This window comes from Streptomyces sp. NRRL S-920 (assembly GCF_000717945.1).
Classification (GTDB): domain Bacteria; phylum Actinomycetota; class Actinomycetes; order Streptomycetales; family Streptomycetaceae; genus Streptomyces; species Streptomyces alboniger.
Genome location: NZ_JODF01000015.1, coordinates 77,179 through 90,558, shown reverse-complemented (window position 1 = coordinate 90,558; position 13,380 = coordinate 77,179). Strand labels below are relative to the sequence as shown.

Below are 13,380 nucleotides of genomic sequence, written 5' to 3'. Positions count from 1 at the left end.
GGCCCAACCAGTGGCCCACCCCACGGCACGGCCAACGGCAGGGGAACAGCTGTCCTACGAACGCCAATTGCCCGGCGCATAGGCCAATTGGGGCCCTTGGGCGCGGTTACCGACCATGAGGCACGGGCAGACGTCGGGGTATGGGCTGGACGCACGACTACAGTGACGTAGCACGCAATCGCCGCTCGGCCGCAGCGCTGAACAGCCGCGAGAGGGGCGGGCCGCAGGATCCGGGCCGTCACGGCCCCCCTCAAGGCATGGGCATCCCCCGCATCCTCCGCCGCAGGGCCCGCTGGGTCTCCGCGCGGCTTCGGCATACGCGCGACTGACCCAGCCCCTTCCCTCTGGCTCTCGCTCTCTAGAGCGCGCAGCCCTGGCTGTCGACCTCCTGGTTGGCGGTGCGGCCTCGCTCGATGTCCTCGCGCACCTCGTCCACCGTCAGTGCGTAGCCGGTGTCCGGGTCGTCGAGGGACTTGGCGAAGACCACGCCGTAGACCTTGCCGTCGGGGGTGAGCAGCGGGCCGCCGGAGTTGCCCTGGCGCACGGTCGCGTAGAGCGAGTAGACGTCACGGCGCACGGTGCCGCGGTGGTAGATGTCCGGGCCCTTGGCCGTGATGCGGCCGCGCACGCGCGCGGGGCGGACGTCGTACGGCCCGTCCTCGGGGAAGCCCGCGACGATGGCGCCGACGCCGCTCGTCGCGTCCTTCGACGTGAACTTCAACGGCGGTGCCTTCAGCGTGGGCACGTCCAGGACGGCGATGTCCCGCTCCCAGTCGTAGAGGACGACCTTCGCGTCGTACGTCTGGTTCTGATCGCCTATCTGGACCGTCGGGTCGTCCACGCCGCCGACCACGTGGGCGTTCGTCATCACGCGGCGGTCGGCGAACACGAAGCCGGTGCCTTCGAGGACCTTGCCGCAGCTGCGGGCCTCGCCGCGGACCTTCACGATGGAGCGCTTGGCGGTGGTGGCGACCTCGCTCTTGGCGAGCTTGGGGTCGGGGGGCTGGACCTCCGTGATGGGCTCGTTCGAGAACGGGCTGAAGACCTGCGGGAAGCCGTTCTGCGCGAGGACCGAGGAGAAGTCGTTGAACCAGGTGTCGGCCTGGTTCGGCAAGGCGCGCGAGACGCCGAGGAGCACCTTGGAGTTGCGCACTTCCTTGCCGACCGTCGGCAGCGTCGTCCCCGCGAGGGCGGAGCCGATCAGCCAGGCGACGAGGAGCATCGCCACCACGTTCACCAGCGCGCCGCCCGTCGCGTCCAGGGCGCGGGCGGGCTGCCACGTGATGTGTCTGCGCAGCTTGTTGCCCAGGTGGGTGGTGAAGGCCTGGCCGATCGAGGCACAGACGATGACGATGACGACGGCGACCACCGCCACGGTCGTACTCACCGAGGCCGCTTCGTCGTCCGTCAGGGCGTCCCAGATGACCGGCAGGAGATAGACGGCGACGAGCCCGCCGCCGAGAAACCCGATCACCGAGAGGATGCCGACCACGAAGCCCTGGCGGTAGCCCACGATCGCGAACCAGACCGCGGCGAGCAGCAACAGGATGTCCAGCACGTTCACCGATTCAATCCTCGCCTCGCATCGCGGTCGCCACGTCCCCGCAACCTTGTCATGCGCGCCAGTCGAGCGGGACCTGCCTGTCACGGTCCCAGGGGCGCTCCCAACCCGCGAAGTGCAGGATTCTATCGATCACCCCGGCGGTAAAACCCCAGACCAGAGCGGACTCGACGAGGAACGCGGGGCCCTTGTGGCCGTGCGGGTGGACCGCTGTCGCCCTGTTCGCCGGGTCCGTGAGATCGGCCACGGGGACCGTGAAGACCCGCGCGGTCTCGTTCAGATCGACGGCGCCGACGGGGCTCGGGACGCGCCACCAGCCGAGCACGGGCGTCACGACGAAGTCGCTCACCGGGATGAACAGGCGCGGCAGCACGCCGAAGAGCTGGACGCCCCGGGGGTCGAGGCCCGTCTCCTCCTCGGCCTCGCGCAGGGCGGCGCGCAACGGGCCGTCCGTGCGCGGGTCGCCGTCCTCGGGGTCGAGGGAACCGCCGGGGAAGGAGGGCTGCCCCGCGTGGGAACGCAGGGAGCCGGCGCGCTCCATCAGGAGCAGCTCGGGGCCGCGCTCGCCCTCTCCGAAGAGAACGAGCACCGCGGACTGCCGCCCGGCGCCGCTCTCCGGGGGCAGGAAGCGGCTCAACTGGAGCGGCTCGATGGTCTCGGCGGCGCGGGCGACGGGGGTCAGCCACGAGGGAAGGCCGTCGGTGCTGAGGAGGCTCGCGGGGTCGGTCCTTCCGGCCCCACCGGTCGTGTCGAACCCACCGGTCGTGCCGGTCCCGCCGCTCGTGCCGGTCCTGTCGGCCGTGTTGTTCGCGTGTGTCATCGGCACCCCCGTCCGTCTCTGGACAACGCTCTTTGCCCCGTGGTTCGTTCCACCTTGTGCGGTGTCACCCCGCGGCCAGCGGCGGCGCGGGCTTTCCCGGGTAGTCCGCCGGGGGCTTGAGCCGCTGGCCCGGGAAGCCGCCCATCTCGTACTTCAGGAGCTTCTTCGCCTTCTCCGGGTCGGTCTCGCCCTCCCCGTACGACGGACAGAGCGGGGCGATGGGGCAGGCGCCGCAGGCGGGCTTGCGGGAGTGGCAGATGCGGCGGCCGTGGAAGATCACGCGGTGCGAGAGCATCGTCCACTCGCTCTTCGGGAAGAGCGAGGCGACGGCCGTCTCGACCTTCTCCGGGTCCGTCTCCTCGGTCCACTTCCAACGGCGGACCAGGCGGCCGAAGTGGGTGTCCACAGTGATCCCGGGGACGCCGTAAGCATTGCCGAGCACGACGAACGCGGTCTTGCGGCCCACCCCGGGCAGCTTGACCAGGTCGTCGAGGCGGCCGGGCACCTCGCCTCCGAAGTCGTCCCTCAGCACCTTCGCCAAACCCATGATCGACTTCGTCTTTGCGCGGAAGAAACCGGTGGGCCTGATCAGCTCCTCGACCTCCTCGGGGACGGCCGCGGCCAGGTCCTCGGGAGTCGGGTACTCGGCGAACAGGCGCGGGGTCGTCTGGTTCACGCGCAGGTCGGTGGTCTGCGCGGAGAGGACCGTGGCGACCAGCAGCTCGAAGGGGTTCTCGAAGTCCAGCTCGGGGTGGGCGTACGAATACACCTCGGCCAGCTCGCGGTTGATCCGCCGGGCACGGCGGACGAGGGCGGTGCGGGACTCCTGCGGGGAGATGACGGGCGGCTTGATCGCGGGAGCCGCCGACTTCTTCGCGGGGCCGGACCGGCCGGACTTCTTTGCGGGCGTGGAGGCGGACTGTTGCACGGCGGGCTCGGAGTTCCTCGTGGTGGACGCGGGACGGCGCTCGGGGGTAGCGGGGGCCTTCGGAGCGGAAGCGGACTTCTTCCCTACGGATCCGGTCTTCCCCGCGGACGGCGTAGTACGCGCCTGCTCGGCGGCCGACGCGGACGCCACGCGCGCCCCGCCTGCCCGATTTGTCGGATTACCCGACTCCCCGGACGCGTGTTCGCCCACAGCGGAATCACGGGGTGCGGCCACCTTCTCCGCCCCCTTGGCCTGTGCTCTCACCGGCTTTTTGGACACCCGGCCAGCCTAGGGCCCGACACTGACATCCGTCCTTGCCGTCATGGATCGGCCCCCAATTGGCCCCCTCCCGCACGGCACGCCACGCCGGTGCGGCAGACTTGTGACTGATCACACTGTTTGGACCGTCCGGCAAACTGGGGAACACGGTCCCCTAATGCAGGTCGACAAGGAGAGAACTCGTGGACGACGTTCTGCGGCGCGCCCCGCTCTTCGCGGCGCTCGATGACGAGCAGGCCGCGGAGCTCCGCGCCTCCATGAGTGAGGTGACGCTCGCGCGCGGGGATGCGCTTTTCCATGAGGGCGACCCCGGAGACCGCCTGTACGTGGTCACCGAGGGCAAGGTGAAGCTCCACCGCACCTCGCCCGACGGCCGCGAGAACATGCTCGCGGTGCTCGGCCCCGGCGAGCTGATCGGTGAGCTGTCGCTCTTCGACCCGGGTCCGCGGACGGCCACGGCCTCCGCCCTCACCGAAGTGAAGCTGCTCGGCCTCGGCCACGGCGACCTCCAGCCGTGGCTGAACGCACGGCCCGAGGTGGCCGCCGCGCTGCTGCGCGCCGTCGCCCGGCGCCTGCGCAAGACCAACGACCAGATGTCCGACCTGGTCTTCTCCGACGTGCCGGGCCGCGTGGCCCGCGCGCTGCTCGATCTGTCGCGCCGCTTCGGCGTGCAGTCCGAGGAGGGCATCCACGTCGTGCACGACCTCACGCAGGAGGAGCTGGCCCAGCTGGTCGGCGCCTCCCGCGAGACGGTCAACAAGGCGCTGGCCGACTTCGCCGGGCGCGGCTGGCTGCGCCTGGAGGCGCGTGCGGTGATCCTGCTGGACGTGGAGCGGCTCGCCAAGCGGTCGCGCTGACGCCGAGTCCGTACGTGGATGGGCCCCGCCTCTCAGGAGGCGGGGCCCATCGGCGTAGAAGGCCCAATCGGAGCAGGCCGTGTCCCGCGACCGGTCAGATCAGGCCGTGCTCCCGCAAGTAGTCCAGCTGGGCCCGGACCGACAGCTCCGCGGCGGGCCACAGGGAGCGGTCCACGTCCGCGTACACGTGCGCGACGACATCCGAGGCCTCGGTGTAGCCGTTCTCCACGGCCGTCTCGACCTGGGCCAGCCGGTTGGCCCGGTGCGCGAGGTAGAACTCGACGGCCCCCTGGGCGTCGTCGAGCACCGGCCCGTGACCCGGCAGGACCGTGTGTACGCCGTCGTCGACCGCCAGGGACCGCAGGCGGCGCAGGGAGTCGAGATAGTCCCCCAGACGGCCGTCCGGGTGCGCCACGACCGTCGTACCGCGGCCGAGGATCGTGTCGCCCGTCAGGACCGCCCGGTCGGCGGGGAGATGGAAGCAGAGCGAGTCCGCGGTGTGGCCGGGGGTGGCCACCACGCGCAGCTCCAGGCCGCCCGTGGTGATCACGTCCCCGGGGCCGAGGCCCTCGTCGCCGAGGCGCAGGGCGGGGTCCAGGGCCCGTACGTGCGTCCGTGTCAGCTCGGCGAAGCGGCCGGCGCCCTCCGCGTGGTCGGGGTGACCGTGGGTCAGGAGGGTCAGGGCGACGCGCTTGCCCATCTTCTCGGCGGTTTGGACGACGCGGCTCAGATGGGCGTCGTCGAGCGGCCCGGGGTCGATGACCACCGCGAGGGGTGAGCCCGGCTCCGAGACGATCCAGGTGTTGGTGCCGTCCAGCGTCATGGCGGAGGGGTTGGGCGCGAGGACGTTGACCGCGCGGTCGGTGGCGGGGCCGCTGAGGACTCCGCCCCGGGGCTGGCCGGGGAGGGCGGCGGCTTCTGTCATGCGGGGGTGACTCCCGTCGGGTTCGGGGGGTGCGGGGGGTTCGTGCGGGCGCGGCCCGGGGTCACCTCGCGCCGCCCGGCGCGATCCGTTTGGTGAACTCGTCGTGGCCGGGCCAGGACAGCACCAGTTCGTCGTCCACCAGCCGCGCCTCGGCCAGCACCGGAGTCATGTCCTGCGCCGAGGCCCCGGCGAGCGCCTCCGAAGGCGTGCCGTACCCGCTCAGGGCGCGCAGTGTCGCGATCGTCGGCGGCATCATCAGCAGTTCGCCCGCGTCGTAGCGGGCGGCCGCGTCCGCCGGGCGGATCCAGACGGTGCGGTCCGCCTCCGTGGAGGCGTTGCGCGTGCGCTGCCCCTTAGGAAGCGCGGCCACGAAGAAGAACGTGTCGTAGCGCCTGGGCTCGAACTCCGGAGTGATCCAGCGGGCCCAGGCGCCGAGCAGGTCACTGCGCAGGATCAGCCCCCTGCGGTCCAGGAAGTCCGCGAAGGACAGGTCACGGGCCACCAGTGCCTCGCGGTCCGCCTCCCAGTCCGCGCCCGTGGTGTCACCGACGACGGTCTCCGCGGTGGGCCCGGCGAGCAGCACGCCCGCCTCCTCGTACGTCTCGCGGACCGCCGCACAGACGATCGCCTGGGCCGCGGCCTCGTCATCGACGCCCAGCCGGGCGGCCCACCACGCGCGCGTGGGCCCCGCCCAGCGCACCAGGTGGTCGTCGTCGCGCGGGTCGACGCCCCCGCCCGGATACGCGTACGCGCCCCCGGCGAAAGCCATGGAGGCGCGTCTGCGCAGCATGTGTACTTCAGGCGCGCCGACCGCGCCGTTCCCCGCCCCGTCCCGCGCTTCCCGCCCGTCCCTGAGCAGCATGACGGTCGCGGCGCGGCGCGGGGTCGCCGGAATCAGCTCACCGCTCGCGAGGGCGCGGATGCGGTCGGGCCACTCCGGGGGATACCACTGCCCATTTGCCATGGGCGGAGGCTATCCCCAAGTGCGCTGATGTTCGAGAGACGGCCGTCACGCCCTACGGGGCCGTCAGCTCCACCTGGAACTCGACCTCGACCGGCGCGTCCAGCGGCAGCACGGCCACGCCCACGGCGCTGCGCGCGTGCACGCCCTTGTCACCGAGCACCTCGCCGAGCAGCTCGCTCGCACCGTTGATCACGCCGGGCTGGCCCGTGAAGTCCTGGGCGGAGGCCACGAAGCCGACGACCTTCACGACGCGCGCGATGCGGTCGAGGTCACCGGCGACCGACTTCACCGCGGCCAGTCCGTTCAGCGCGCAGGTGCGGGCCAGGTCCTTGGCCTCCTCCGGAGTGACCTCGGCGCCGACCTTCCCGGTCACGGCGAGCTTGCCCTCCACCATCGGGAGCTGGCCCGCGGTGTAGACGTACACACCGGACTGGACGGCCGGCTGATACGAGGCCAGCGGCGGCACGACCTCCGGCAGCGTCAGGCCCAGCTCGGCCAGGCGCGCCTCGACGGCCCCGCTCATGCCTGCTTCTCGCGCTTCAGATAGGCCACCAGCTGCTCGGGGTTGTTGGGTCCGGGCACGACCTGGACCAGCTCCCAGCCGTCCTCGCCCCAGGTGTCCAGAATCTGCTTCGTGGCATGGACGAGCAGAGGCACGGTTGCGTATTCCCACTTGGTCATATGGCCGACTGTAGTCGGTGTAGGGGGATGCTCAGGGTGGGCATCAGGGAACGCTCAGGGTGGGGTCCTGCGTAGGCCGGGCGCGCACTGGTTAGGCTCAAAGGTGTGAGCAGGCTCCAGGTCGTCAGTGGCAAGGGCGGTACCGGCAAGACCACGGTGGCCGCGGCCCTCGCGCTCGCCCTCGCGACGGAGGGCAAACGCACCCTCCTCGTGGAGGTCGAGGGCAGGCAGGGCATCGCGCAGCTCTTCGAGACGGAGGCGCTGCCTTATGAGGAGCGGAAGATCGCCGTCGCTCCCGGGGGCGGGGAGGTGTACGCCCTCGCCATCGACCCCGAGCTGGCACTGCTCGACTACCTCCAGATGTTCTACAAACTGGGGGGAGCCGGCCGGGCCCTGAAGAAGCTCGGCGCCATCGACTTCGCGACCACCATCGCGCCGGGCCTGCGGGACGTCCTGCTGACCGGCAAGGCCTGCGAGGCGGTCCGCAGGAAGGACAAGAGCGGGCGCTACGCCTACGACTGCGTCGTGATGGACGCCCCGCCGACCGGCCGCATCACCCGCTTCTTGAACGTGAACGACGAGGTGGCGGGCCTAGCGAAGATAGGGCCCATACACAATCAGGCGCAGGCCGTGATGCGGGTGCTCAAGTCGCCCGAGACGTCCGTGCATCTGGTGACCCTGCTGGAGGAGATGCCCGTCCAGGAGACCGCGGACGGGATCGCCGAGCTGCGGGCCGCGCGGCTGCCCGTGGGGCGCGTCATCGTGAACATGGTGCGTTCCGCCCTGCTCGACGAGGCCGAGCTGGAGCTGGGCCTGGAGTCGGCGCCCCGTACGGCCATCGCCAAGTCGCTGTCCGCCGCCGGCCTCGGCGGCGCCCGGCGCGGGGGCAGCGCCGAGCGGCTGGTCGACCCGCTCCTGGAGCAGGCCGCGGAGTACGCCGAGCGGTACGCCCTGGAGCGCGACCAGCGTGCCGTGCTCGCGGAGTTCGGCCAGCCCCTGCACGAACTCCCGCTGCTCCCGGGCGGGATGGACCTCGCGGGCCTCTACCAGCTCGCCACGGCACTGCGGAAGCAAGGGATCGCATGACCCCGGAACCGGCACGGACCTCGGACGCGGCACCGGCCTCGGACGCGGCGCGGACCCTGGACGCGTCCCGCGCGCTGGACGTCGACGCCCTGATCGACGACCGGCGGACCCGCATCGTCGTGTGCTGCGGCTCCGGGGGCGTCGGCAAGACGACCACCGCGGCCGCCATCGGGCTGCGCGCGGCCGAGCGGGGCCGCAAGGTCGTCGTCCTCACCATCGACCCGGCGCGCAGGCTCGCCCAGTCCATGGGCATCGACCGGCTCGACAACGTGCCGCGGCGGGTCAAGGAGGTCGAGGGCGACGGCGAGCTGCACGCCATGATGCTCGACATGAAGCGCACGTTCGACGAGATCGTCGAGGCGCACGCGGACAAGGAGCGGGCCGCCGCGATCCTCGGCAACCCCTTCTACCAGTCGCTCTCGGCGGGCTTCGCGGGCACGCAGGAGTACATGGCGATGGAGAAGCTGGGGCAGCTGCGCTCCCGCGACGAGTGGGACCTGATCGTCGTCGACACGCCGCCCTCACGCTCGGCGCTGGACTTCCTGGACGCCCCCAAGCGCCTCGGGTCCTTCCTGGACGGGAAGTTGATCCGGCTGCTCATGGCGCCGGCGAAGGTGGGCGGCCGGGCCGGGATGAAGTTCCTGAACGTCGGCATGTCGATGATGACGGGCGCGCTGGGCAAGCTGCTCGGCGGGCCGTTGCTGCGTGACGTACAGACGTTCGTGGCGGCGATGGACACCATGTTCGGCGGGTTCCGTACGCGGGCGGATGCCACATACCGGCTGTTGCAGGCGCCCGGCACGGCGTTCCTCGTGGTGGCGTCGCCGGAGCGGGACGCGCTGCGGGAGGCCGCGTATTTCGTGGAGCGCCTGGCCGCCGACGACATGCCGCTGGCCGGTCTGGTGCTGAACCGCGTGCACGGCAGTGGCGCCGCTCAGTTGTCGGCCGAGCGGGCGCTCGCCGCCGCGGAAAATCTTGAGGAGAGCGGCATTGTGGATCAGGAGGGCGGGAAGGTTGGAGGTCGTAACTCCTCCGATAATCCCGCGACTTCGGGTCCCGCGCCCACCGAGACCTCAGAACTCCCCGAGACCTCAGAACTTTCCGAGACCTCAGAACTTTCGGAGCCCACGGCCGACCCGTCCGCTGCTGCCGCACCGTCCGCTGCTGCCGACCCCTCCGTCGAGCGGCTGACCGCGGGGCTGCTGCGGCTGCACGCCGAGCGCATGCAGCTGCTCGCGCGTGAACAGCGCACGCGTGACCGCTTCACCGCGCTCCACCCCGAGGTGGCCGTGGCCGAAGTGGCCGCGCTGCCGGGCGATGTGCACGACCTCGCGGGGCTCCGGGCCATCGGGGACCGGCTGGCAGGCTGACGCCGCGCCGACCGCGTACCCCTACGCATACCGCTTCGGTGGCAGGGCTAGCCCACCGCCGCGTAGCTCTCGTACGTCTCCTCGTCCTCCAAGTCCACGGGCAGCAGGCCCGCGCCGCGCTCGTACTCGGAACGCGCGGTCTCCAGGAGCCTGCGCCATGAGGTGACGGTGGGACGCCTGCGCAGCAGTGCGCGGCGCTCACGCTCCGTCATGCCACCCCACACGCCGAACTCGACGCGGTTGTCGAGCGCGTCGGCCAGGCATTCGGTCCGCACCGGGCATCCGGTGCACACCGCCTTGGCCCTGTTCTGCGCTGCTCCTTGAACGAACAGTTCATCTGGATCGGTAGTGCGGCAGGCCGCCTGCGCACTCCAGTCGGTTACCCAGCCCATACCGGCGCCGTCCTCTCCCGAATCGAGGCTCCCCCACGGCGGCAGCGGCATATTCACCGCCGCCAGTTGAGGACGTTACGGAAGGTGGGCACAGCGCAACACCCCCTTCGGGCCCAATCTTGAATGGCCCGAACGGACTATGCGTAAGCGGCAGATCACCCGACGGAGTGAGCTGGCGACATGCGTGAGGAACCCGGCAAAGCGGGACGTTTCAGTTGAGTCACAACGGACGCCCGACGCCACAAAAGGCTAATTCGGACATGAATCCGTCGGATTCGGGAGCGACGGAGGGCTTGTTGCTGCACCCCACAGCTGTGACAGTTGAGAGCAGCTTAGGCCAAGGCATTAAGGCCTGTCCGGAGAATCAGAACGTAGGCTGCCCTCATGGGAAAGAAGCGCTCGGGTGGTGGTCTGTCACCGGCTCAGCAGGCCGCGAAGTTCCTAGGGGTCAGCGTACTGGCGGGTGCCGTGCTGGCCGGGATCGCGCTGCCCGCGGCCGGCGCGCTGGGTCTCGCGGCCAAGGGGTCGGTCGAGGGGTTCGACGAGATCCCCGCCAATCTGAAGCAGCCGCCGCTCAGCCAGCGCACCAGCATCCTGGACAACAAGGGCGGCCAGATCGCCACGGTCTACTCGCGTGACCGCACGGTCGTCCCGCTCAAGGACATCTCGCCGTACATGCAGAAGGCGATCGTCGCGATCGAGGACGCCCGCTTCTACGAGCACGGCGCGGTCGACCTCAAGGGCATCCTGCGCGCGCTCAACCAGAACGCGCAGAGCGGCGGCGTCTCGCAGGGCGCGTCGACGCTCACGCAGCAGTATGTGAAGAACGTCTTCGTCGAGGAGGCGGGCGACGACCCGACGAAGGTCGCCGAGGCCACGCAGCAGACGCTCGGCCGCAAGATCCGCGAGCTGAAGTACGCGATTCAGGTCGAGGACAAGCTGGGCAAGAAGCGCATCCTCAAGAACTACCTGAACATCACCTACTTCGGTCAGCAGGCCTACGGCATCGAGGCCGCCTCCCAGCGCTACTTCTCCAAGCCCGCCAAGGAGCTGAAGCTCCAGGAGGCCGCGCTCCTGGCGGGCATCGTGCAGTCGCCGAGCCGGTACGACCCGGTCAACGACGCGACGGAGGCCACCCAGCGGCGCAACGTCGTACTCCAGCGCATGGCCGACACGCACGACATCTCGCAGCAGGAGGCGAACGAGGCCAAGAAGACGGACCTCGGCCTGAAGGTGAGCCGGCCGAAGAACGGCTGCATCACCGCGGTCAGCGGCGCCGGCTTCTTCTGCGACTACGTACGCGAGGTCTTCCTCAACGACCCGGTCTTCGGCAAGACGAAGGAAGAGCGGGCCAAGGTCTGGAACCGCGGCGGCCTGAAGGTCCGTACGACGCTCGATCCGCAGGCGCAGGACTCGGTGCAGGCGTCGATCAAGGACCACGTGAACAAGACGGACGACGTGGCGACCGCCGCCACCATCGTCGAGCCGGGCACGGGCAAGATCCTCGGCATGGGCCAGTCGCGGCCGTACGGCTTCCGCAAGGACGAGACCACGATCAACCTCTCCGTGGACGACTCCATGGGCGGCGGCGCGGGCTACCAGCCCGGTTCGACGTTCAAGCCGATCGTCGCGGCGGCCGCCCTGGAGGGCGGCAAGACGGCCGGGCAGAAGTATTCGTCCCCGTACGAGATGCCGTATCCGGACCGCGTCTCGGCCTGTGACGGCAAGACCTGGGTGAACACCAACAACGAGAAGCTGAGCAACGAGAACGAGTCCGAGGTCGGCCCGTACGGCATGCGGGAAGCGACCGCGAAGTCGGTCAACACCTACTACGTGCAGCTGATCGGCGACGTCGGCATCTGCCCGGTGACGAAGCTGGCCGCCAAGATGGGCGTCGAGCGGGCCGACGGCAAGGAGATGGCCCAGGCGCCGTCGATCGCGCTCGGCACGCAGGAGATGTCGCCGCTGACGATGGCGGGCGCGTACGCGACGTTCGCCTCGCGCGGCACGTACTGCTCCCCGATCGCCATCGACTCGATCACCACGCTCGCGGGCAAGTCGCTGCCGGTGCCGAAGTCGACGTGCTCGCGCGCGATGTCGGAGAAGACCGCGGACACGATCAACACCCTTCTGAAGGGCGTGGTCGAGGACGGTACGGGTCAGAAGGCGGGCCTCGGCTCCCGGCCGAGCGCGGGCAAGACCGGTACGACGGACTTCCGCTACGCCGCCTGGTTCGTCGGCTACACCCCGAACATGTCGGGCGCGGTCTGGGTCGGCGACCCGCAGCACAAGCGCCAGATGGTCGACATCACCATCGGCGGCGTCCCGTACGACAAGGTCTTCGGTGGCGAGGTGCCGGGTCCGATCTGGCGCGACGCGATGAGCGGCGCCCTGGCGGGCAAGCCGGCGCCCGGTTTCAACTCCGTGCATCTTCCCGGGGGAGGGAAGGGCCATGACCGGGGCGACGGGAGTGACGGCGGCGACGGTGGTGACAGTGGTGACGGTGGCGGCGGCGGTCGTCACGATGACGACAAGCCGGGTGGCGCCGGGGGTGGCGGCGATGACGGGGGCGGCGGCGATGGCAACCCGTGGCCGGAGATCTCCATCCCGCCGGACATGCTGGGCGGCCTCGGCAACGGCGGGGGCCACGGCAATGGGGGCGGCAACGGTGGCGGGAACGGTGGGGGCTGGCGCCGGTAGTTCCGTCTCGGTACGCGTGTGAGGGCGCTCCCTGGCTTTGGTCAGGGGGCGCCCTCATCGTCGTACGCAGGGGGTACTTGATCGTCGTACGCAGGGGGTACTTGCGGCTCGCGAGGAGCCTCAGCCCGCGAGGAGCTTCTTGACCGTGGCGGCGACGCGGCCGCCCTCGGCCAGACCCGCGACCTTAGGGTTGACGATCTTCATGACCTGGCCCATGGCACGCGGGCCCTCGGCGCCGGCTGCCCTGGCCTCCTCGACGGCCTGGGTGACGATCTCCCGCAGCTCGTCGTCGGAGAGCTGCTTCGGAAGGTACTCGGCGAGGATCTCGCCCTCCGCCTTCTCCTTCTCCGCCTGCTCGGTGCGCCCGGCCTGACCGAAGGCCTCGGCGGCCTCGCGGCGCTTCTTCGCCTCGCGCGCGATCACCTTCTGCACCTCGTCGTCGGAGAGTTCGCGCGCCTCGGTGCCCGCGACCTCCTCCTTCGTGATGGCGGTGAGGGTCAGCCGGAGCGTCGAGGAGCGCAGCTCGTCACGCCCCCGGATCGCGGCGGTGAGGTCTTCCTGGAGCTTCGACTTGAGCGTGGTCATGGGTTGATTGTGGCAGGTGCGGCCGGTTTCCTGCCCACCGATTTACCCCGGGGGGTGGGGAGGTTGACCCCGACGCTCCTCCTCTTCCTCGGGCTGGCCGGCCGCCACTGCCCCTTCTGTTCCGGGCCGGTTGGCCACTCGGCGCGCTCCCGAAACCGGGCCGTTGGACCACTCGACGCCCTCCCACAACCGGGCCGTTTGACCACTCGGCGCGCTCCCGATCCCGGCAGCT

General features: G+C 70.5%; 14 protein-coding genes. 5 read left to right on the top strand and 9 right to left on the bottom strand.

Features of this window, described 5'->3' with window-relative positions; all coding sequences use genetic code 11:
* The first annotated feature begins 140 nt into the window (after positions 1-140).
* Positions 141-329: a hypothetical protein gene (locus IG54_RS42910; protein ID WP_078594055.1), complete on the top strand. Its 189-nt coding sequence runs from the start codon at positions 141-143 to the stop codon at positions 327-329.
* Positions 330-358: 29 nt separating this feature from the next.
* On the opposite strand, the gene IG54_RS0113485 is transcribed toward IG54_RS42910, so the two are convergent.
* From IG54_RS0113485 to nth, 3 genes are all read right to left on the bottom strand, one after another.
* Entirely contained in the window at positions 359-1,564 is a 1,206-nt protein-coding gene (locus tag IG54_RS0113485) for a MarP family serine protease (RefSeq protein WP_030782098.1), read from the bottom strand.
* Between the two features lie 49 nt (positions 1,565-1,613).
* Positions 1,614-2,381 (bottom strand): NUDIX hydrolase, encoded by a 768-nt coding sequence (locus IG54_RS0113480; protein WP_030782096.1) that lies wholly within the window; start codon positions 2,379-2,381, stop codon positions 1,614-1,616.
* A 64-nt stretch (positions 2,382-2,445) separates the two neighbouring features.
* Positions 2,446-3,459: an endonuclease III gene (gene nth / locus IG54_RS0113475; protein WP_078594053.1), complete on the bottom strand. Its 1,014-nt coding sequence runs from the start codon at positions 3,457-3,459 to the stop codon at positions 2,446-2,448.
* A gap of 311 nt (positions 3,460-3,770) precedes the next feature.
* Between nth and IG54_RS0113470 the strand changes: the two genes are divergently transcribed.
* Positions 3,771-4,445: a Crp/Fnr family transcriptional regulator gene (locus IG54_RS0113470; RefSeq protein WP_016642758.1), complete on the top strand. Its 675-nt coding sequence runs from the start codon at positions 3,771-3,773 to the stop codon at positions 4,443-4,445.
* 94 nt (positions 4,446-4,539) lie between these two features.
* On the opposite strand, the gene IG54_RS0113465 is transcribed toward IG54_RS0113470, so the two are convergent.
* From IG54_RS0113465 to IG54_RS41285, 4 genes are all read right to left on the bottom strand, one after another.
* Entirely contained in the window at positions 4,540-5,370 is an 831-nt protein-coding gene (locus IG54_RS0113465) for an MBL fold metallo-hydrolase (protein ID WP_030782092.1), read from the bottom strand.
* A gap of 61 nt (positions 5,371-5,431) precedes the next feature.
* Entirely contained in the window at positions 5,432-6,334 is a 903-nt protein-coding gene (locus IG54_RS0113460) for an NUDIX hydrolase (protein ID WP_030782090.1), read from the bottom strand.
* A gap of 52 nt (positions 6,335-6,386) precedes the next feature.
* Positions 6,387-6,857, bottom strand: coding sequence for a RidA family protein (locus IG54_RS0113455; RefSeq protein ID WP_030782088.1), 471 nt, complete (start codon positions 6,855-6,857; stop codon positions 6,387-6,389).
* The gene (locus tag IG54_RS41285; RefSeq protein ID WP_003975360.1) at positions 6,854-7,015 is read right to left on the bottom strand and encodes a DUF4177 domain-containing protein; all 162 of its coding nucleotides are present in this window, start codon (positions 7,013-7,015) and stop codon (positions 6,854-6,856) included. Before IG54_RS41285 ends, IG54_RS0113455 begins: the two co-directional genes overlap by 4 nt.
* 105 nt (positions 7,016-7,120) lie before the next feature.
* Here IG54_RS41285 and IG54_RS0113445 point away from each other — a divergent pair, with 105 nt between their 5' ends.
* A complete protein-coding gene (locus tag IG54_RS0113445; protein ID WP_030782085.1) occupies positions 7,121-8,101 on the top strand; it encodes an ArsA-related P-loop ATPase in 981 nt (326 codons plus the stop codon).
* Positions 8,098-9,471, top strand: coding sequence for an ArsA family ATPase (locus tag IG54_RS0113440; protein ID WP_030782083.1), 1,374 nt, complete (start codon positions 8,098-8,100; stop codon positions 9,469-9,471). The genes IG54_RS0113445 and IG54_RS0113440 overlap by 4 nt, the downstream gene beginning before the upstream one ends.
* Positions 9,472-9,518: 47 nt before the next feature.
* Here IG54_RS0113440 and IG54_RS0113435 read toward each other — a convergent pair whose 3' ends face one another.
* Positions 9,519-9,863, bottom strand: coding sequence for a WhiB family transcriptional regulator (locus IG54_RS0113435; protein WP_030782081.1), 345 nt, complete (start codon positions 9,861-9,863; stop codon positions 9,519-9,521).
* A 384-nt stretch (positions 9,864-10,247) separates the two neighbouring features.
* On the opposite strand from IG54_RS0113435, the gene IG54_RS0113430 reads away from it, so the two are divergent.
* Positions 10,248-12,563 carry a transglycosylase domain-containing protein gene (locus IG54_RS0113430; protein ID WP_051819492.1) on the top strand — a complete coding sequence of 772 codons (2,316 nt, stop codon included), beginning with the start codon at positions 10,248-10,250 and terminating at the stop codon, positions 12,561-12,563.
* A 120-nt stretch (positions 12,564-12,683) separates the two neighbouring features.
* On the opposite strand, the gene IG54_RS0113425 is transcribed toward IG54_RS0113430, so the two are convergent.
* Entirely contained in the window at positions 12,684-13,148 is a 465-nt protein-coding gene (locus IG54_RS0113425; RefSeq protein WP_030782075.1) for a GatB/YqeY domain-containing protein, read from the bottom strand.
* Between the last annotated feature and the right edge of the window lie 232 nt (positions 13,149-13,380).

Bases quoted from the DNA above. Each gene is read 5' to 3' on its own strand.
- IG54_RS0113440 (WP_030782083.1), top strand. From the start codon at position 8,098: ATGACCCCGGAACCGGCACGGACCTCGGACGCGGCACCGGCCTCGGAC.
- IG54_RS0113455 (WP_030782088.1), bottom strand. From the start codon at position 6,857: ATGAGCGGGGCCGTCGAGGCGCGCCTGGCCGAGCTGGGCCTGACGCTG.
- IG54_RS41285 (WP_003975360.1), bottom strand. From the start codon at position 7,015: ATGACCAAGTGGGAATACGCAACCGTGCCTCTGCTCGTCCATGCCACG.
- IG54_RS0113465 (WP_030782092.1), bottom strand. From the start codon at position 5,370: ATGACAGAAGCCGCCGCCCTCCCCGGCCAGCCCCGGGGCGGAGTCCTC.
- IG54_RS0113425 (WP_030782075.1), bottom strand. From the start codon at position 13,148: ATGACCACGCTCAAGTCGAAGCTCCAGGAAGACCTCACCGCCGCGATC.
- IG54_RS0113435 (WP_030782081.1), bottom strand. From the start codon at position 9,863: ATGGGCTGGGTAACCGACTGGAGTGCGCAGGCGGCCTGCCGCACTACC.
- IG54_RS42910 (WP_078594055.1), top strand. From the start codon at position 141: ATGGGCTGGACGCACGACTACAGTGACGTAGCACGCAATCGCCGCTCG.
- IG54_RS0113460 (WP_030782090.1), bottom strand. From the start codon at position 6,334: ATGGCAAATGGGCAGTGGTATCCCCCGGAGTGGCCCGACCGCATCCGC.
- IG54_RS0113430 (WP_051819492.1), top strand. From the start codon at position 10,248: ATGGGAAAGAAGCGCTCGGGTGGTGGTCTGTCACCGGCTCAGCAGGCC.
- IG54_RS0113480 (WP_030782096.1), bottom strand. From the start codon at position 2,381: ATGACACACGCGAACAACACGGCCGACAGGACCGGCACGAGCGGCGGG.